Source organism: Porphyrobacter sp. MBR-49 (assembly GCF_053628655.1).
The window spans coordinates 20,065-39,118 of record NZ_JBRJGU010000010.1; the positions used below are offsets into that span (position 1 = coordinate 20,065).

General features: G+C 61.7%; 15 protein-coding genes. 8 read left to right on the forward strand and 7 right to left on the reverse strand.

Annotation, left to right across the window (positions count from 1 at the left end; all coding sequences use genetic code 11):
- Positions 1-26 precede the first annotated feature (26 nt).
- From ACSSV3_RS13105 to ACSSV3_RS13125, 5 genes are read left to right on the forward strand one after another with little or no spacing between them, the layout of a single operon-like run.
- On the forward strand, positions 27-1,130 hold the full coding sequence (locus ACSSV3_RS13105; RefSeq protein WP_354326666.1) for an FAD-dependent oxidoreductase: 1,104 nt from the start codon (positions 27-29) through the stop codon (positions 1,128-1,130).
- Between the two features lie 43 nt (positions 1,131-1,173).
- Positions 1,174-3,312, forward strand: coding sequence for an FAD-dependent oxidoreductase (locus ACSSV3_RS13110; protein WP_354326664.1), 2,139 nt, complete (start codon positions 1,174-1,176; stop codon positions 3,310-3,312).
- 27 nt (positions 3,313-3,339) lie between these two features.
- Positions 3,340-3,771, forward strand: coding sequence for a hypothetical protein (locus ACSSV3_RS13115; protein ID WP_354326662.1), 432 nt, complete (start codon positions 3,340-3,342; stop codon positions 3,769-3,771).
- A gap of 24 nt (positions 3,772-3,795) precedes the next feature.
- On the forward strand, positions 3,796-5,073 hold the full coding sequence (locus ACSSV3_RS13120) for a NupC/NupG family nucleoside CNT transporter (RefSeq protein ID WP_354326660.1): 1,278 nt from the start codon (positions 3,796-3,798) through the stop codon (positions 5,071-5,073).
- Between the two features lie 3 nt (positions 5,074-5,076).
- Positions 5,077-5,682, forward strand: a complete 606-nt coding sequence (locus ACSSV3_RS13125) for a CDP-alcohol phosphatidyltransferase family protein (protein WP_354326658.1) — start codon at positions 5,077-5,079, stop codon at positions 5,680-5,682.
- A gap of 54 nt (positions 5,683-5,736) precedes the next feature.
- On the opposite strand, the gene ACSSV3_RS13130 is transcribed toward ACSSV3_RS13125, so the two are convergent.
- A complete protein-coding gene (locus ACSSV3_RS13130) occupies positions 5,737-6,549 on the reverse strand; it encodes a DUF1499 domain-containing protein (protein ID WP_354326657.1) in 813 nt (270 codons plus the stop codon).
- 139 nt (positions 6,550-6,688) lie between these two features.
- Here ACSSV3_RS13130 and ACSSV3_RS13135 point away from each other — a divergent pair, with 139 nt between their 5' ends.
- Positions 6,689-7,162: a c-type cytochrome gene (locus tag ACSSV3_RS13135; protein ID WP_354326655.1), complete on the forward strand. Its 474-nt coding sequence runs from the start codon at positions 6,689-6,691 to the stop codon at positions 7,160-7,162.
- 70 nt (positions 7,163-7,232) lie between these two features.
- Here ACSSV3_RS13135 and ACSSV3_RS13140 read toward each other — a convergent pair whose 3' ends face one another.
- Positions 7,233-8,762 carry a tryptophan halogenase family protein gene (locus ACSSV3_RS13140; protein ID WP_354326651.1) on the reverse strand — a complete coding sequence of 510 codons (1,530 nt, stop codon included), beginning with the start codon at positions 8,760-8,762 and terminating at the stop codon, positions 7,233-7,235.
- Positions 8,763-8,787: 25 nt separating this feature from the next.
- The gene (locus tag ACSSV3_RS13145) at positions 8,788-9,522 is read right to left on the reverse strand and encodes a DUF6445 family protein (protein ID WP_354326649.1); all 735 of its coding nucleotides are present in this window, start codon (positions 9,520-9,522) and stop codon (positions 8,788-8,790) included.
- Between the two features lie 123 nt (positions 9,523-9,645).
- Here ACSSV3_RS13145 and ACSSV3_RS13150 point away from each other — a divergent pair, with 123 nt between their 5' ends.
- Both ACSSV3_RS13150 and ACSSV3_RS13155 read left to right on the forward strand, forming a co-directional pair.
- Positions 9,646-9,897 (forward strand): hypothetical protein, encoded by a 252-nt coding sequence (locus tag ACSSV3_RS13150; protein ID WP_354326647.1) that lies wholly within the window; start codon positions 9,646-9,648, stop codon positions 9,895-9,897.
- Positions 9,897-12,686, forward strand: a complete 2,790-nt coding sequence (locus ACSSV3_RS13155; protein WP_354326645.1) for a TonB-dependent receptor — start codon at positions 9,897-9,899, stop codon at positions 12,684-12,686. The genes ACSSV3_RS13150 and ACSSV3_RS13155 overlap by 1 nt, the downstream gene beginning before the upstream one ends.
- A gap of 180 nt (positions 12,687-12,866) precedes the next feature.
- Here the strand turns inward: ACSSV3_RS13155 and ACSSV3_RS13160 are convergent, their stop codons facing one another.
- Genes ACSSV3_RS13160 through ACSSV3_RS13175 form a run of 4 tightly spaced genes read right to left on the reverse strand, consistent with a single transcriptional unit; the run spans position 12,867 to position 18,914 of the window.
- A complete protein-coding gene (locus tag ACSSV3_RS13160) occupies positions 12,867-14,384 on the reverse strand; it encodes a tryptophan halogenase family protein (RefSeq protein ID WP_354326643.1) in 1,518 nt (505 codons plus the stop codon).
- A 1-nt stretch (position 14,385) separates the two neighbouring features.
- On the reverse strand, positions 14,386-15,414 hold the full coding sequence (locus ACSSV3_RS13165) for a LacI family DNA-binding transcriptional regulator (RefSeq protein WP_354326640.1): 1,029 nt from the start codon (positions 15,412-15,414) through the stop codon (positions 14,386-14,388).
- A 6-nt stretch (positions 15,415-15,420) separates the two neighbouring features.
- Positions 15,421-17,076: an alpha-glucosidase gene (locus ACSSV3_RS13170; RefSeq protein WP_354326638.1), complete on the reverse strand. Its 1,656-nt coding sequence runs from the start codon at positions 17,074-17,076 to the stop codon at positions 15,421-15,423.
- The gene (locus ACSSV3_RS13175; RefSeq protein ID WP_354326636.1) at positions 17,076-18,914 is read right to left on the reverse strand and encodes an alpha-amylase family glycosyl hydrolase; all 1,839 of its coding nucleotides are present in this window, start codon (positions 18,912-18,914) and stop codon (positions 17,076-17,078) included. Before ACSSV3_RS13175 ends, ACSSV3_RS13170 begins: the two co-directional genes overlap by 1 nt.
- Positions 18,915-19,054: the final 140 nt, after the last annotated feature.

The following is a 19,054-nucleotide window of genomic DNA, read 5'->3' on the forward strand; positions in this document are numbered from 1 at the left end:
GCACAACCGCAGCAAAGGACAGCGCATTGACCCAGACACTCCTGCTGGTTGGCGGCGGGCACGCGCATGTTGCGGTGCTGGCGGACTGGACCGCGCGCGGCGTGCCTGCGGACACGCGCACTCTATTGCTGACCCCGCAGCCGACATTGCGCTATTCGGGCATGGTGCCGGGCTGGATCGTAGGGCAGCATAGCCGCGATGAGGCGCTGGTCGATCTGGCCGCGCTGGCGCAGCGTGCCGGGGTTGAACTGGTGCTCGATTCCTGCACCGGGCTTGATCCCGATGCCCGGCGCGTGCGCACGGCGGGGGGAGGGGAAATTGCCTTTGACATCGCATCATTCGACACCGGCGGCGAAGGGCGCGGCGCGGCGCTGCTGGGCGATGATCCGCGCCTGATCGACGTGCGCCCGATTGGCGGCTTTGTTGATCGCCTCGCGCTGCTGCCTGCGCTTGGCCATGTGGTGGTGGCGGGCGGCGGTGCGGGGGGCGTGGAACTGGCCTTTGCCATTTGCAACCGCAAGGATGCTGGCACCGCGCCGCAAGTGGCGCTGGTAACTGGGCGCGACGGCCTGCTCCCCGGCTTTGCGCCCGCTGTGCAGCGCAGGGTTGCGCATGCGCTGGCGCGGCAGAAAATTGCGGTGCACCGCGATGATGCCCATCTGGAAAACGGCGCGATCATGGCGGGCGCGGTATCGCTCGAACCGGCCGATGCGATCATCACCGCGATAGGCAGTGCGGCGCCGGGCTGGGCGAAAGACAGCGGACTGGCGGTGGACGGCGCGGGCTTCATCAGCGTTGACCAGCATCAGCAATCCCCCTCGCACCCGCACATCTTTGCCGCAGGAGACATCGCCGCACGGATCGACCGTCCGCTGGCCCATTCGGGCGTGCATGCGGTGTTTGCCGGCCCCGTGCTGGCCGCCAATCTGCGCAGCGCGCTGGCGGGAGCGGAGCCGCGCGCCGCCTATCGCCCGCGCGCCAACAGCCTATATCTGATGAATACCGGCGACGGATCGGCAATTGCCAGCTACGGCCCGCTCTCAGCCGAAGGGGCTTTCGTGCTGCGCCTGAAGCACTGGATCGACAAGCGCTGGATTGCGAAATATGCTGCACTTGCGAAACAGGCGTAACTTGCGCCGCAATGGCGGCGAATTGGGGGGCAAGGAGTTCGTTTTGAAAAAATTTGCAATTCTTGCCGCGCTGGCTGCGCTGGTGGCCGCCTATTTCATTTTTGATCTTGGCCAGTATCTCACGCTCGACGGGATCAAGGCGCTCGCCGCCGATGTAGCCGCGTTTCAGCAGCGCAATCCTGTCGCGGTGATCGCCGGGTTCTTCCTCGCCTATGTGGTGGTGACAGCCGCTTCGTTTCCCGGTGCAGCGATCCTGACGCTGGCGGCGGGCGCGCTGTTCGGATTGCCAGGGGGCACGGTGCTTGTCTCCTTCGCGTCAACCATCGGGGCGACGCTGGCGTTCCTGTCATCGCGCTATGTCCTGCGCGACACTATCGAGGCGCGCTTTGGTGAGCGGTTGAAGGCGATCAACGCCGGACTGGAGCGGGACGGGCCGTTCTACCTGTTTTCCTTGCGGATGATCCCGGTGTTCCCGTTCTTTGTCGTCAATCTGGTGATGGGCCTGACCCGCATCCGCACCTGGACTTATGCTTGGGTGAGCCAGCTGGGGATGCTACTCGGCACCATTGTTTACGTGAACGCGGGCACGCAGCTTGCGCAGATTGACAGCTTGTCGGGCATTGCCTCGCCCGGCGTGCTCGCGAGTTTTGCGCTGCTGGGCATCGTGCCGTGGCTGGCCAAGGGGATTATCGGGGTGATCAAACGGCGCAAGGTCTATGCCGGGTTCACCAAGCCCAAAAAGTTTGACCGCAATCTGGTGGTGATCGGCGGCGGTTCGGCGGGGCTTGTCTCGGCCTATATCGCCGCGCAGGTGAAGGCGAGCGTCACGCTGGTCGAGGCCAAGGACATGGGCGGCGATTGCCTCAACACTGGCTGCGTGCCGTCTAAGGCGCTGATCAAAAGCGCCAAGGTCGCCGCGATGATGCGAAATGCCGACAAATACGGGCTGGAAGCGAGCGAACCCAAGGTGCCGTTCAAGGCGGTGATGGCGCGGGTGCTGGACACGATCAAGACGATTGAACCGCACGATTCTGTCGAACGCTACACTGAACTCGGCGTCGATGTGGTCAAGGGTTATGCCAAGATCATCGATCCGTGGACGGTTGAAATTGCGAGGAATGATGGCGGCACCCAGCGGCTTACCACCCGCAGCATCATCATTGCATCGGGCGCGGAGCCGGTGGTGCCGCCGATCACGGGGATCGAAGACAGCGGCTACCTCACCAGCGAAACGCTGTGGGATACCTTTGCCAAGCTGGATAAAGCGCCCGCGCGGGTCATCATCCTTGGCGGCGGGCCGATTGGGTGTGAATTGTCGCAGGCGCTCGCGCGGCTCGGTTCCAATGTCACGCAGGTTGAAATGATGCCCGATTTGCTGGGCCGCGAAGATGCGGACGTGTCCAGCCTTGCGCGCAGCGTGCTGGAGGAATCGGGCGTCACTGTGCTTACCGATCACAAGGCGGTGCGGGTCGAAGACGGCGCGCTGATCGCCGAACATGGCGGGCAGGAAGTGCGCATCGCCTATGATGCGCTGATCGTCGCGATCGGACGCAAGGCGCGGCTGACCGGGTTCGGGCTGGAGGATATCGGGGTCGATACCAACCGCACCGTCACTACCGATGAATTTCTGGCGACCAGGTTCCCCAATATTTTTGCCGCGGGCGATGTGGCGGGGCCGTATCAGTTCACCCACACCGCCAGCCATCAGGCATGGTATGCCAGCGTCAACGCGCTGTTCGGCACCTTCAAGAAGTTCAAGGCCGATTACCGCGTGATCCCGGCAGTGACTTTCCTCGATCCTGAAATCGCGCGGGTTGGCATCAACGAACGTGAGGCGGCAGAGCAGGGCATCGCGGTTGACGTGACCCGTTATGACCTCGACGATCTCGACCGGGCGATTGCCGAAAGCGAAACCAAGGGTTTTGTCAAAGTGCTGACCGCGCCGGGCAAGGACAAGGTGCTGGGCGCGACCATTGTCGGCGCACACGCGGGCGAGTTGCTGGCCGAATATGTGCTGGCGATGAAGCACGGGATCGGGCTAAACAAGATCCTCGGCACGATCCATTCCTATCCGACCATGGCCGAAGCCAACAAGTTTGCGGCAGGAAACTGGAAACGCGCGAACAAGCCGGAAGGCGTGCTGAAATGGGTTGAACGCTACCACGCATGGCGACGCGGCTGATCGCTCTGCACATCGGGAGAACGAGAGATGCTTACCAAGATTTCCCTGCTGATCATGCGGGTGGGAACCGGAATGCTGCTGGTGCTGTGGGGCGGGGCGCGTCTCTTGAAAGAGGGTATGGGCCCCCATCTGGCCAACAAATACTACGGCGGGATTGGTGCTGACAGCACGCTGCAGCTCGCCTTTGCCGGGTTTGAAGTGGTGCTGGGCCTGCTGGTGGTGTTGGGCCTGTTTCGCAAATATAGCCTGATCGGATCAGCGGTGATTCTGGTTGGCGGTGTGCTGCCGATCTGGCGGCACTTCCTTGATCCCTATGGCCAATACCTGTTTGCCAAGCCCGAAGACGCAAACCTGCTGTTCTTCCCTTCGCTGACGGTGGCGGGCGCGGCGCTGGCGCTGATTGCGTTGCGCGATTCCGATACGCTGGCGCTCGATAATCTGTTCGGCAAAAAGCGCTGACACCGCCGCAGACAGGAGCAGAATTTGGAACTGTTTGACCAACTGCGAGGTCTGATCGGCCTCGCGGTGCTTGTCGCGCTCGCGTGGGGTTTCAGCGAAGATCGCCGCGCCCATCCCGGCTGGCGCTGGATGCTGGGCGCGCTGGCGTTGCAAGGGCTGCTGGCGGTACTGATCGTGCGGGTGCCAGTGGTGTGGCAGGCGGTGGGCCTTGCCAATTCTGCGGTCAGCGCGATTGAACAGGCGACGCTCAAGGGCTCATCCTACATGTTCGGCTATCTCGGCGGGGCGCCGCTACCTTTCGCGCTGGCAGACGGCGCGCAGCCGCCGCTGATCATCGCGTTCCAGATTCTGCCGCTGGTAATCGTGTTTTCCGCGCTCGCCGCGCTGCTGTGGCATTGGGGGGTGCTGCGCTGGCTGGTGAACGGCCTGTCGTTCCTGCTCCGCCGCTCGCTGGGCGTCAGCGGCGTCGTCGGCCTGTCGGGCGGGGCGAGCATCTTCCTTGGCGTGGTGGAAGCGCCGCTGGTCACGCGCGCCTATTTCGACCGGATGACCCGCGCGGAACTGTTTCAGGTCATGGTGCTGACGATGGCGACCATCAGCGGCGCGATCTTGATCCTTTATGCCACCACCTTGCGCGAAACCGTGCCCGATGCGGTGGGTCACATGATCTCCGCCTCGTTGATCTCGCTCCCCGCCGCGTTGCTGATTGCGCGGCTGATGGTGCCGGGAACGCCGGAGGACGCCAAGACGGCGGTGGAGAAGGATGAACCCGGCCTGCGTTACGAATCCAGCATCGACGCGATTGTCAAAGGCACGATGGACGGCATGGCGCTGTTCCTCGCGGTGATTGCGGTGATCATCGTGGTGTTTGCGCTGGTGGCGCTGACCGATCAGGTGTTGGCGCTGCTGCCCTTGATCGATGGCGAGGCGATCAGTCTCAAACGCGTGATGGGCTGGGTGTTCGCGCCGTTCATGTGGCTGCTGGGCGTGCCGTGGGGTGAGGCGCAGGCGGCGGGCGGGTTGATGGGCACCAAGGCGATCCTCAACGAATATGTCGCCTATCTTGAACTCGCCGCGCTGCCCGATGGCACCTTTGGCGCGCGCAGTCTGCTGATCGTCACCTATGCGCTGTGCGGCGTGGCGAACCTCGCCAGCGTCGGCCTGCTGGTATCGACCATCGGCACCCTGTGCCCCGAACGCCGCGCCGAAGCAGCGGGGCTGGGGATGAAAAGCTGGCTGGCCGGCAACCTCGCCACCGCGATGACAGGGGCGTGGATCGGGCTGGTGAGTTGGGGCGTATAGCCGATGCTTGACGCCAAACTGCGCCCGTTGATCGACCCGCCGCTTAATTGGGCGGGGCGCATGCTTGCGGGGGTTGGGGTGACTGCCAACGGGCTGACCTTTACCGGGCTGGTGCTGGGGCTGGCGGGCGCGGCGGCGATTGCCTTTGGCCATATCGGCTGGGGGCTGGGGCTGATCCTTGCCAACCGCGTGGCCGATGGGCTGGACGGCGCAGTGGCGCGGGTGCGCGGGCCAAGCGATCTGGGCGGTTATTTCGACATCGTCGCCGACTTTGCGTTCTACGTGTCGATCCCGCTCGGCTTCGGGGTGTTGGCGGCGGAAAATACCCTGCCAGCGTTGGTGCTGGTGGCGAGTTTCGTGCTGACCGGGGTCAGTTTCCTCGCCTTTGCGGTGATCGCGGCCAAGCGCGGCGAGGAAACCACTGCGCACGGGCGCAAGAGCTTTTTCTATTCCACTGGGCTGGCCGAAGGTACCGAAACCATCGCGCTGTTCATCGCGATGTGCCTGTTTCCGGCGTGGTTCCCGGTGCTCGCCTATGGCTATGCCGCGCTATGCGTGCTGACCGTGTTTCAACGCAGCGCGCTGGCGGCGGCGGCGTTTCGCGACTGACGCGACGCCCCGATTTTAAAACCGCACGTCCGTCCGTCCTGAGCCTAGCGATATCTACCGGCTGGCCGATCCCAGCCGCGCCTCGGTGCGGCTGCGCAGTTCGATGATCCGCGCGGTATTTGCGCCCATATCGCTGCGGCCCACCCGGCTGACCGAGCGAAAATCGATCTGCGCATCGCCAACGCGGGCGACCACATCATCCTTGAATCCGAACCAGAAGGTTCCCGCCACGCCTTCAACCATTCCGGCCTCGGCATCGCTGCGGATGTCTTTCAGCCCCATCGCGTCCATCGCGGCTTTTACCGCGGCCACGCCTTCGGCCTTGCTCGCGCCGCCAAGTGGCAGCGGAGCGGGGCGATCCTTGCGGTCGGTGATGATCTGCGCGTGTGATTTGATCGCGAGTTCAGGCGGCACGCTCTGGTAAAGTTCCAACTGGCCCAGCGGGGTCTGGTAATCGCTCAGCGGATTGGCACCCGCAGCCTCACGCGCGGCCATCGTTTCGGCTGAGAACGCGGGCGGATTGGCGGTATCGGTGGCGATATCGTGGATCGGGTTGTCGCCTGCCGCGCTTCTCGCAGCGCTGAACATTACGAACACCGCTCCCGGCACCAGCAGACCGATAATCGCGACCGCCAACAACCCGTTGCGGCGCGGTTTGGTGCGCAGGGCGATAATCAGCGATATCAGCGCGGCCAGCGCGACGACCCCCAGCAGGATCACGCCTCCTCCAAATGACAATGACACCAGCCCGGTCTGCCAGCTCCACACCCCGATTTTCGTGCCAAGCGCGGCAACCGCGAAATACAACGGAAGGAACGCCAGCAGGGCGAGGACGATCTTGGTGTGCCAAGGCAGATTTTTCATCATGGACACCTTTTAACGCGCACGCTGCGTATATCAATCTTTGGCAATCATGATCCGCGAACCCGCGCTTTCCATGCCCGAAATACTCGGTTATGGCGCGTTGGCGGACACAAAGAACCCGTAGTTCAAAGGATAATTATCGATGAAACGCGATTTCCTGTTGGGCGCTGCGGCGCTGGCCAGCCTGACCACTCTTGCGGCTTGCGGCGATGGCGCCGCTGATCAAGCCCCGGCTGCAACAGCTGCGCCTTCGGTTGCTGCTGCCGCGACCGCTGAAGTTGCGGCGACGGTGGATTTCGCCAGCATGACCACCGATGCCGCCGCCGGTGAAAAGACCTTCGCGCTGTGCCGTTCGTGCCATGTGCTCGAAGAAGGCGTAAACCGCGTCGGCCCGTCGCTGCATAATATTGTCGGCAGCACAGCAGGTTCGGTGGCCGGTTACAATTACTCCGACGCCAACAAGAACAGCGGCGTGACCTGGACGACCGAGACGCTGTTCGAATATCTGGCAAGCCCCAAGGCATTCATGCCGGGCACCAAGATGGTGTTTCCGGGCATCAAGAACGCGCAGGACCGCGCCAATCTGGTCGCTTATCTCGAAAGCCAGTCTAAGTAAGTTTTCGCCTTCGGGCCAGAGACAAAGGGGCGGTGTGGGCAACCACGCCGCCCTTTTTCGTTGGCGGCGATCAGGCGGGGGTGCTGCCGGAATCGGCGGGGCAATGGCGTTGCAGATAGTCCGCATGGCTGGGCAGGCCCGCAACGCTGCGTTCGATCACATTGCGCAGATTGGCGAGGAATTCGTCCAGCTGCGCCGGGGCGATCTGATCGGCCATCGGGTCGTAATCGGCGGGCATGATGCCTTGGCCCAGCATTACCTGAACCCAGCTTGCCTCGCGGAACAGATCATCGGCATCGCGCCCGACCCGGCCCGATGCGGCGAACAGTTCCAGCTTGTGCGTGACGCTGTCGGGCACCGCCATATGCTTGCAATAACGCCAGAACTCGGTGTCCTCACGATCGGTGCGGTGGTAATGCAGGATCAGGAAATCGCGGATCTGGTCAAATTCGGCCATGCAGCGGCGGTTGAATTCGGCGCGTTCAGCAGCGGCGTTTTTGCCGCGCGGGAACAGCTGGATCAAACGGCTGACATGGGATTGGATCAGGTGGATGCTGGTCGATTCCAAGGGCTCCAGAAACCCGCTCGACAGCCCGATGCTGACGCAATTCTGCGCCCATAATGCCTCGCGCCGCCCGGTGGTGAAGCGGATCGGGCGCGGGTCGCCCAGCGGTTTGGTATCCAGCCCCGCCAGCAGCGTGTCGGCCGCCGTATCATCATCCGTAAACCCGCTGGCATAGACGTGCCCGTTGCCGGTGCGATGCTGCAAGGGGATGCGCCATTGCCAGCCCGCCGATTTGGCGGTGGCGCGGGTGAAGGGCACCAAAGTGGGCAGCCGCTCGCTTGGCACCGCCAGCGCCCGGTCGCACGGCAGCCAGTGCGACCAGTCCTGATAGCCCACCCCCAAAGCGCCGCCCAGCAACAGCGCGCGAAAGCCGGTGCAATCGACAAAGAAATCGCCTGCAACCCGCCTGCCATCATCAAGAGTGATCGCGGTGATATCGCCGCTCGTCCCGTCGCGCTCAACGCTTTCGACCATGCCTTCGGTGCGCGTTACCCCGCGCGCCTCGGCATAGTCGCGCAGGTGCAGGGCATAGCGGGTGGCATCGAAGTGATAGGCATAGGCCAGCCCTGCCATGGCGGTGTTGCCGACCCGATCGAGCTTACCGAACCGCGCCTGATCGGCCGCCAGCTGATGCAGCGAATAGTGCCACAGCCCGCGCGCGTCGGGCGCGGCTTCGCCCATGACGCTGCGCCGCCAGTAATGGTGAAAGGCAACATTGCCGAGGTTCAGCCCGGTATCGCCAAAGGTGTGCAGATAACGACTGCCGATCCGCCCCCAATCGACAAATTCGATCCCGAGTTTGTAGGTGCCTGACGCGCGCTGCAGGAATTCGTGTTCGTCCAGCCCAAGGATGGTGTTCAGTCGGATGATCTGCGGGATCGTCGCCTCGCCCACGCCGATGGTGCCGATCGCGTCCGATTCGACCAGTTCGATGGTGAGTCGCTGCCCCAGCAACCGGGCAAAGGCCGCAGCGGTGATCCAGCCCGCGGTGCCTCCGCCGACGATCACCAGTTTTTCAACGCCGCGCTCTGCCATGTGTTTGCCCCGCCTGTGCCTGTGCCTATTCCGCCGCCGGGCGGAAGAAAGCGTTGATCGTCAACCGCCCGGCGCGCGGATCAGCAACCAGCGCCGCCGCGTTATCGATCACTCCGCTATGCAGGATGTTGCCGCGATAGAACACTGCCTGATTGAAGGTGCCGGGCACCGCGTGCGTCCGTTCGAAATGCGGCGCGCCATCGGTGGTATAGGCGGCGGGCGGCAGGCCGGTGCGCGCGACATCTTCCTGCAACGCCTTGGCATAGCGCGGGAAATCCGTGGCCGACAACGCCTCCAGCCCGGTTGATCGGTGGCGGAAAAACGCCGTGCCGCCGTGCCTGGTGCGGTGGAGATAGAGCATCATCGCGATCTGGTTTGGATCGGTGCCATCGACGTGCGGAAGACGCTGGATCGGCAGCAGTTTGACGGGCGGTGTGGTGACGATCGAATACCACGCCTGCATTTCCCAACCCCGGGGCTGAGGGCCGAACCATTGATCGAGTCGCGGCGCAAGCTGGGTCAGCCAGCTCGCGCAAATTGCCGGATCAAGCGGTGCACGCAGCCCCGGATATTGCGGCGTGATTTGTGCAAAATCTTGCAAAAATGGTTTGGAAATGACCTTTTCGGGGGTTTCCAGAAGATCATCTACCGAAACAAGCAAATGATTATATGTGGAAAAATGTTCAACACGAGCCTGCGCGAGTGAGATGGCCCAGCCTTCCGCTGCAATCTGGTGCTGTGAAGGAGGGGGGCTGGCCATGTGGATCAGCCTATCAAATCCCCTGTTGATGTCCAAGCTGCATCAGCAATTAATTGATTAAGAACAAATAAAATGCGAAAATTAGAGGGCGCAGTCACCGCAGCGCGCGGGCTTTTCTGAGGCATGGCGGGCGGCGGCGGGCGTTCCTGCAAAAAACTGTGGCCAACAGGCAACAATTTGCTGCCTTGCGCCAAGCTTTTGCCCGAATTACGATCAGATTTCCTGAATTATAATGTTGTATATAAACAATTATATCAGTTTTTCAAAAGTCTGGCGAACGAATGCCGATTGGTGATTTACCTGCAAGCTGAGTTGCGTTATGAAAAAAACTGCAAAAGCGCACGTTCAATGTCGCTTGCGGGGAGAGGACTCTGATGAAAATGAACGGGATCAACGTAAACGCGCGCCTGCTGTGCGGGGCGGCGACCTTTCTGGCGCTGGCCGCGACCGGCGCACCGGCGCTGGCGCAGGACGCCGAAGAGCCGGTTGCTGTTGATGGCGCTGTGGATGGTGAGGCGATTGTCGTCACCGGCATCCGCAGCTCGATCCAGAGCTCGCTCGATGCCAAGCGCAGGGCGACCTCGATTGTCGAAGTCATTTCCGCTGAAGACATTGGCCAGCTGCCTGACCTTTCCATCGCCGATACACTGGCGCGTCTGCCGGGCGTGACCGCCCAGCGCGTGCGCGGACGTTCGCAGCAGATCTCGATCCGTGGCCTCGGCCCCGATTTCAGCCTCGCGCTGCTCAATGGCCGCGAAGTGGTGTCGGCGGGCAACAACCGCGGGATCGAATTCGATCAGTTCCCGTCCGAACTGATTGCGCAGGGCGTGGTCTATAAGACCGGCGATGCGCAGTTGGCGGCCATCGGCATCGCGGGCTCGGTGGATCTGCGGACGATCAAGCCGCTCGATTCCAAAAAGCGTCAGATCAGCGTCTCGGGCACCTACACCATCAATGATAATGGTTCGCTCAACCCGGATTTCGGTGATGACGGCTACCGCTTCTTCGCGTCCTACATTGATCAGAACGCGGCGGGCACGCTCGGCTGGTCGTTGGGTGCAACCATCCAATCAATTCCAACCCAATTCGTGTCGCGCGAACTCAAGACCAACGAATTTCAGGTTGAGCGCACCCCCGAAGGCGTGAATTTCCCGCGCGACAACCCGCGTCAGGGCGCGGTGAGCCGCGAGTTTGAGCGCACCTCGATCACGGGCGCGTTGCAGTTCGAACCGACCGACCGGTTTTCGCTATCGATCGACGGCTTCTACACCGATACCGACGATTCGGGCATTTTCCGCGGCACCGAAACGCCGATTGCCGCATGGAGCACCAATGGCGGCGCGGTGGTTGAAAGCGTCACCGGCAGCGGCCCATTTGCCGATTCGGCAACCTTTTCCAACGTCTTCCCAATCCTGCGCACCGATACCGAAGGTTCGAAGTCCGAAATCTTCGCCATCGGCGGTAACCTGGAATGGAACGCGACCGACAACCTCGGCTTCGTGCTCGATTATGGCTATTCGAAGCTTGATCGCAACGACATCGATTTTGAATCCATGGCTGGCACCGGGCCCAACGGCAGCGGTGCGTCCGATACGCTGACCTTCAACTTCCTCGAGAATGGCCAATACACCATCGACAGCCTGCTCGACTACACTGATCCAGGCACTGTGCTGCTCACTGATCCGGGTGGGTGGGGCCAGGTCGGCTTTATCAAAGAACCGAAGATCAACGACGAACTGAACCAGTTGCGGGCGGAAAGCTATTGGCAGTTTGACGGCGGGATCATTGACCGTATCACTGTTGGCTGGCTTTATACCGACCGTAAGAAGGACTTCGATTCCAACGAAGCCTTCCTGCGCGCCACTCCGGCGTTTGGCACGGGCGGTTTGCCCATTCCAGCCTCGGCGATCCTCGGCACGACCAAAACCAAAAGTCTGGGCATGGATATCATCGCCTATGATCCGTCGAGCTTCCTGACCGATGGCACCTATCTGGTGGAAAAGGCGACCTTTGATACCGAGTGGAAGGTGGATGAAGAAGTTCACAATTTCTACATCCAGGCTGACATCGACGGTGATCTCGGTTCGGTTCCGGTGCGCGGCAATGTCGGTCTGCGCTATGCCGATACGGATCAGTCATCGACCGGCACGATTGGCGGCGGGTTGGTGAACACTGTCAGCGAAAGCTATGACAACTGGCTGCCGAGCGCCAACCTGGCCTTCGAAGTCATGCCCGATCTGTTTGTCCGGATCGCGGCGGCCAAGACCATTACCCGCGCGCGGCTCGATCAGATGACCGCGAACCAGAACATTGGCTTCAACACCCAGAGCTGCATCGACACAACGGGCGACCAGCGCCCTGATACGGTGGTCGGGTTCAATCCGCCTTCGCTGGTGTGTTTCAATCTGGGCGGCGGCAACCCGGCGCTGCGGCCTTACAAATCGACCTCCTATGATATCTCTGTCGAAAAATATTTCTCGCCTGGTACGGCGATCATTGTCGCAGGCTTCCACAAGGAGCTGTCGGACTGGATCATCGATTTCAGCGAGTTGACCGATCTGACCCAGTCGATCCAAAATTTCGGGGCGGGCGGTATCCTGCAGACCAACCCCGAAGTCGCCACCGGCATCTTCAACGGCCCGGTCAACTTTGCCGATGGCACAATCACCGGGGTTGAAGGCACGGTGCGCCTAGATTTTGGCGACCTGGTCGATGCGCTTGACGGGTTTGGCGGGTTCTACTCGATCACCTATGCCGATGCCGAGGTGGAAAACGAGAACTTCAACCCGCTGGCTATTCCCGGCCATTCGGAAGTCACCTGGTCGGGCGATATCTTCTACGAAAAGCATGGCTTCCGCGCCAAGCTGGCAGCGCGCTATCGCGATGGGTTCCTGTCGGAAGTGCAGAACTTTGACGGGTCGCTGTCGGGTGCCAATGCCCGCAACGAAACCATTTTCGATGCACAGATTGGTTATACCTTCGAAAAGCCGGGCAGCTTCCTCGACGGGGTCGGTATTCTGGCCGAGGTGTTCAACCTGACCGATGCGCCGTTCGTGACCGAAAACGACCTGTTCGATGCAAACGGTCAGAAGACCGGCACATTTGCGAGCCGCCACGAACTTTACGGGCGGACGTTCAACTTCACGATCCGCAAGAACTTCTGACGCAGACACCCTCGGGTCGCTCCGGGGTAAAAAGAGGGGCTCGCCAGCAATGGCGGGCCCTTTCGTTTATGGCGGCTGAGGAGTTTTTCGGCGAAGTTTGAGAAGGCGTTCTAGCCCCGGTTAGACCCCCTCTAGACCCCCTCTAGGTCGATGTTTCACGTGAAACATTCGCCCAAATGGTCAGGCTGTGGGTAGCGGCGCGGCGCAGTGGCGGGCGATGAATTCGCCGTGGCTCGGCATCGCCGCCACCGCCTCGTCCATAGCAGAGCGGATTTGCGCCAGCCGCTCGGCCACCGGAACCCCGCTGCGCATCGCGGCGAGCGCGGGCGCGCGGCCCGGCACGATCCCTTGCCCCAGATATACCGCGATCCAGCTGGGATTGGTGAACAGCTCACGCTCGTCCGAAACCAGCAGGCCATAATCGCGAAAATGGTCGATCTTGTATTGCAGGCTGTCGGGGATCGGCATCGCCGCGCAGTAACGCCACAGCTCGGAATCGTCGCGCTCGCTGGCTTTGTAATGCAGGATCAGGAAGTCGCGGATGCGTTCATATTCCGCCGTGGTTTGCGCATTGTATTCGCGCGCTAAAAGCGGCGACATCGCGCTATCGGGCAGCAGCGCGATCAGCCGCAGAATGCCATATTGGATGAGGTGCAGGCTGGTCGATTCCAGCGGCTCCATGAACCCGGCGGACAGCCCGATGGCGACGCAATTGCGCTTCCAGAATGCGCGCCGTCTGCCCGCGACAAAGCGCAAGGGACGCGGGTCGGCCAGCGGCCTGCCATCCAGCGTGGCGAGCAATTCGGCGCTGGCTTCATCCTCGGAAATAAACTGGCTGCAATGGACATAGCCATTGCCGGTGCGGTGCTGCAACGGGATGCGCCATTGCCAGCCCGCAGCCTTCGCGGTGGAACGGGTATAGGGGGTGAAGTCGCCGCTTTCGCAGGGCACAGCCACCGCGCGGTCACACGGCAGCCAGTGCTGCCAGCTATCGTATCCGGCTTCCAAAGCGTCCTCGATCAAAAGCCCGCGAAAGCCGCTGCAATCGATGAAGAATTCGCCCGCGATGGCGGTGCCATTTTCCAGCGTCACGCTGTCGATGAAGCCATCCTCGCCGCGCAAGCTGACATCGACCACGCGCCCTTCAACCCGCGTCACCCCGCGCGCCTCGGCAAAGCGGCGCAGGAAGGCGGCATAGCGTGTCGCGTCAAAGTGATAGGCGTAATCGAAGGTCGATTGGATCAGGCGTCGGTCGGCGGAGGGGTGGGTAAACTTTCCCGCTTTGGCCATCGCCCAGCACATCGCAAAATCGTCAATCGGGCCAGCAACGCGGCCTTCAAGATATTCGCGCATCCAGTGGTGATAGAACGGAACCTGGTCGAATTCAGCGCCATATTGGCCGAAGGGGTGGAAGTAGGAATGCCCTTGCCGCCCCCAGTCGACGAACTCGATCCCGAGTTTGAACGATCCCTGCGTCTCACGAACGAAGGTCGCCTCGTCGATGCCGAGGCGGTGGTTGAAGTTGCGGATTGGCGGGATGGTTGCCTCACCCACGCCGATGGTGCCGATGGCGTCGGATTCGATCAGGGTGATCGCGCATTCACTGCCAACCGCATCGGCCAGCGCCGCCGCGGTCATCCACCCGGCACTGCCACCGCCGACGATTACGATGCTTTTCAGGGGGCTGGGCTTATCCACTTTACCCGCCGCAGCTTTCGCGGATCAGCAGGCTGGTTTCCAGCCGCTGCGAAATCGCCGGTCCATTGCCCTTGTCCATCAGTTTCGACACCAGCATCCGCCCGGCAAGATTGGCGTCCTGATCGATGGTGGTCAGCTGCGGGGTGACAAGCCGCGCGGCCGGGATATTGTCGTAGCCGACTACCGAGACGTCTTCGGGCACCCGCATTCCCGACCGCGTCAGCGCGCGGATTGCACCGATTGCGATGAGGTCGCTGGCGGCGAATACCGCGTCAAATTGCAACCCGCCGGCAATCGCGCTGCGGATCGCGGCCTCGCCGGAATGGACTTCGAAATGGGCGGGCAGGATCAGCGCGTCATCAAACGGCAGGCCTGCGCGTTCCAGCGCCTGCTTGTAACCGCGATAGCGCTGCTCGGCCTCGGGCGCTTCGGTATCGCCAAGGAACAGGATGCGCTTGTGGCCCAGCCGGGCAAGGTGCGCGGTCGCGCGTCTGCCGCCAGCGACATTGTCCGATCCAATCGCGCAATATTGCGCATCGGGAAACTCTGCCCCCCACACCACAAACCGGTTGTCGCGCGCGGCCAGCGCGTTGAATTCGTGGTGGAGCGAGCTTTGTCCGATAAAGATCACCCCGGTCGCGCGGCTGGTGCTCATCGCGTAATCAAGATCGGCGCCCGCGCGCGGGCTAAGATGGCTGATCAAGAGGTCAGCATTGCGTTCGCGCGCGGCTTCGGCAACGCCGGCCAGCAGTTCGAGGAAGAACGGGTCGGCCACCCGGCTCGTCCGCGCCTGCGGAGCGGGAACGACCACCGCAATGGTCGCATCCGCGCCAATCGGCCCGCTCGGCATGGTAGCGCGGAACTCGTAATCATGCGCGCGGGCGATCTGCCAGATCTGCTGCTTGGTGCGCCGTTTGACCGAAGGGCTATCATTCAACGCGCGGCTGACGGTCGAGATCGATACGCCTGCCTCGCGCGCGATATCTTCCAGCGTGGCGCTGCGTTTGGTCAGGGTCGGATTATCCGCCATGCTTGGTTATTCGCCTGTCATCGCCGCCCAGTAACCCATGCCGGGGGCGAGCATATCCGGCATGGCACCACCATCGCCCACTGCGCTTTGCGTGGCAAGCAGGCGTGCGTTTTGCCAATTGGCGGGCGGCGACCAGACGCAAGGCACATCGCCCAGGTTAAAGGCGCATAATACGGTGTTTTCACCCTGTTGCCGGATGAAAGCGACGATATCCTCAGGCGTATCGAGCAGCGTAATATCTCCGCTGACCAAAGCCGGAAACTCCCGCCGCAAGCGCAGGATCCGATGTGCGTAAGCGAGGGTTGAGCCGGGGTCTGACGTCTGCGTGTCAACCGCAAAGCCCGCATGCGCCGGATCGGGTTTGAGCCAGGTGCGGTTTGCGCGGGAAAAGCCTGCCTGCGGTGCGGTTGCCTGCCACGGCATCGGCGTGCGCGCGCCGTCGCGGCCCAGGGTGTGCGGCCAGTTGGCGATGGCTTCGGGATCTTGCAGGTCTTCGAATGCGACCTTGCCCTGCGGCAGGCCCAGTTCCTCGCCCTGATAGATGATCGGATTGCCGCGCAGCGCCAGCAACAGCAGCAGGTTGAGCCGTGCGGCGCGAGCGTAATCGCCATCGCTGGCCCAGCGGGTGACAGCGCGCGGGGCATCGTGGTTGGAGAACGCCCACGAAGGCCAGCCTTCGCCCGGCTCCCCGCTCCATTGCGAAAGGGTCGCACGCACCAAGGGCGCGGTCAGGCGCGGGGCGTAGAGGAAATCGAAATTATAGGCCGAATCCAGCCGTTTTCCGCCTTGGGTAAAGGCCTTCATTTCTGCCAGCGGCTCCGGCCCGCCGACTTCGGCGACGGTGAAGCGGCCCGGATATTCATCGATCGTCGCCCGGATGCGTTCGAGGAATGCCGCAATATCAGGGTGTGACTGGTTGTAACGTTTAACCTGCATATCGAACGGGCGCGTCACTTGGCTGATCGGCAGACCTGACGGCGGATTGTCGCGCAATTCGGGATCATGCATCGAAAAATTGAGCGCGTCGAGACGGAACCCGTCAACCCCGTGCGCCAGCCAGAACCGCGCCACATTAAGCAGCGCGTCCTGAACTTCGATATTATGAACGTTCAGATCGGGTTGGCTGGTGAGGAAATTGTGCAGGTAATACTGTTTTCGCGGGCCATCCCACTGCCACGCCGATCCTCCAAACACTGATTGCCAGTTTGACGGCGGCGAACCATCGGGTTTGGGATCGGCCCAGACATACCAATCGGCCTTGGGATTGGTGCGATCCGCGCGGCTTTCCGCAAACCACGCGTGTTCATCCGAGGTGTGCGAATAGACCTGATCAATGATCACCTTCAGGCCGAGCGCGTGGGCCTTTTCGATGATCTGGTCGAAATCGGCAAAGCTGCCAAAGCTCGGATCAATCCCGCAATAATCGGCCACGTCATAACCGAAATCACGCATCGGCGAGGTGAAGAACGGCGAAATCCAGATGCCGTCTACGCCCAGATCGGCGATATAATCCAGCCCTTCGACGATGCCTGCAAGATCGCCGATCCCGTCACCCGTGGTGTCGCGGAAGCTGCGCGGATAGATCTGATAAATCACCGCGCCGCGCCACCATTGCGGATCGTGGTGAATGGCTGCGGCAGCAGCGCCAATCGCGGTTGCCATTAGTCGTTGTTCTCCAGAATGCAGGCGGCAAATCCAAACGGTGGCAGGGTAATGTGCACCGTCCCCGGCGCGGCCAATTGTGCAGGGCATTGGCCCAGCAACGGCGTGACGCCGCGCGCGCGGTAGCTTACCTCGACATTGCGCGAAAGCCCTGCTGCGCTGGTATTGAACACGATTAAAACACGCTCACCGCTGGCCGGATCGCGGCGCTCCACCGCCAGCAGACCCGGCGCTTCATGATCGAACGCGCGCACCTGCGACAGCCCCCGGCGCAGCGCCGGACTGGCCTTGCGCGCCTGTGCCAGCGTGCCGATCAACTGGTAGAGCGGATGGGCGGTGTCGAAATTGGCCGCAGCGGTGGTCGCGGCGGTGCCGACAAGCACGTTGTCATTATAGACGGCGACCTTGCTGGCGAACATATTCTCGCGCGCCAGCTGATCATTGCCGTCGCTGATGAAGCCTTGTTCGTCGCCGTAATAGACGGTCGGCACCCCGCGCAGCAGGAACAGCATGGCATGGCCCAATTTGACCCGCGCCAGCAGCTCGGTTTCGTCATCCGATCCGCTCATGTCGCGCACGAACATCGAAAACCGCCCGAAATCGTGATTGCCCAGAAAGGTCGGCAGACCCAGTGCGGTGGCCGCGCCGCCGGGATAGATCGCGTCTTGTTGCAGGAATTCCGCCATCACCCGCGGGCTGGCCGCGCCGCTGGCGATCTGCTGCGCGGCTTTGGCAAAGCCCATGTCGAGCGCATAGGGCAGGTGGCTTTCGGCCATGACCTGCGCGGCGAGCGTGGCGGTGGGTTCTTCGTAGGCAATCTCGCCAAAGATGTGGAAATGGTCGATCCCCTTGGCCTTTGCACGCGCCAGCATGGCGGGAACGAAAGCCTGCCAGAATTCGGGGTTCACGTGTTTGGCGGTGTCGATGCGAAAGCCGTCGATCCCGTAATCGTCGATCCACTGGCCGAAGATGTCGATCATTCCTGCAACCACGCGCGGGTTTTCAGTGGCGAGATCATCAAGGCCCGAAAAATCGCCATAAACGCTGCTTTCGCCGATCCAATGCGAATTGCCGCGGTTGTGGTAGAGGGTCACGTCATTGAGCCAGGCGGGCACCTTCACATCGCGCTCCGCCTCACGCACGAACGGGGTGTAGGCGAAGGTCGGATCGGTCAGGCCTGCCCAATTGGCAGGATCGGGGTTGTCGTCCCCGGCAAAGCCCGGATTGATCGGCGCGCCATCCGGCCCGCCGCGCCGGGAAAAGGGGTAATCCCCCTTGCTGCGGTAAGCATAGCCTGCCTGTTCACCTTCGACATAGTCGATCACGTCAGCGGTGTGATTGGTGATGATGTCCATATAGACCTTCATCCCGCGCGCATGGGCGGCATCGACGAAGGCCTTGAATTCGGCGTTGGTGCCAAAATGCGGATCGACACTGGTGAAATCAGTCACCCAATAGCCGTGATAGCCAGCGCTTTCTTCGCCCGGACGACCCTGAACCGGCTTGTTTTTGAACACTGGCGCAAACCAGATCGCGGTGATGCCCATGCCCTGAATGTAATCGAGCTGCTGTGTTAGCCCCTTCAGATCGCCGCCATGATAGAAGCCCTTGTGCGTGGGATCGAAGCCGTGATCGAGTGGCCCGCCACGGATGCCGCCGCGATCATTGGTTTTATCCCCGTTTTCGAATCGGTCGGGCAGAACGAAATAGATGATCTCGTCCTCTGGCAGGCGGTCACTGATGGGCGCGAGCGGCGCGTGTGTTGGGGCGATTGGCCCTTCGGCCACGGCGGTGCTTGCGCAAAACGCAGCGACAAGTCCCACGAAAATCCGCGTCATAATCCATCTCCCTTGGCGAAATGTTTTGCCATCATGAGCAAAATTTTGCAAATCTTTGTGGCATTGCTTAGCGGGAGTCTGAAATAGAATTAAATAACTGAAAAAACTATGAAATATTTCAGACATCTTCCTATAAACGA

Coding starts and splice junctions, on each gene's coding strand:
- ACSSV3_RS13115 (WP_354326662.1), top strand. CDS start 3,340: ATGCTTACCAAGATTTCCCTGCTGATCATGCGGGTGGGAACCGGAATG.
- ACSSV3_RS13125 (WP_354326658.1), top strand. CDS start 5,077: ATGCTTGACGCCAAACTGCGCCCGTTGATCGACCCGCCGCTTAATTGG.
- ACSSV3_RS13130 (WP_354326657.1), bottom strand. CDS start 6,549: ATGATGAAAAATCTGCCTTGGCACACCAAGATCGTCCTCGCCCTGCTG.
- ACSSV3_RS13135 (WP_354326655.1), top strand. CDS start 6,689: ATGAAACGCGATTTCCTGTTGGGCGCTGCGGCGCTGGCCAGCCTGACC.
- ACSSV3_RS13140 (WP_354326651.1), bottom strand. CDS start 8,762: ATGGCAGAGCGCGGCGTTGAAAAACTGGTGATCGTCGGCGGAGGCACC.
- ACSSV3_RS13145 (WP_354326649.1), bottom strand. CDS start 9,522: ATGGCCAGCCCCCCTCCTTCACAGCACCAGATTGCAGCGGAAGGCTGG.
- ACSSV3_RS13150 (WP_354326647.1), top strand. CDS start 9,646: ATGGCGGGCGGCGGCGGGCGTTCCTGCAAAAAACTGTGGCCAACAGGC.
- ACSSV3_RS13155 (WP_354326645.1), top strand. CDS start 9,897: ATGAAAATGAACGGGATCAACGTAAACGCGCGCCTGCTGTGCGGGGCG.
- ACSSV3_RS13165 (WP_354326640.1), bottom strand. CDS start 15,414: ATGGCGGATAATCCGACCCTGACCAAACGCAGCGCCACGCTGGAAGAT.
- ACSSV3_RS13170 (WP_354326638.1), bottom strand. CDS start 17,076: ATGGCAACCGCGATTGGCGCTGCTGCCGCAGCCATTCACCACGATCCG.
- ACSSV3_RS13175 (WP_354326636.1), bottom strand. CDS start 18,914: ATGACGCGGATTTTCGTGGGACTTGTCGCTGCGTTTTGCGCAAGCACC.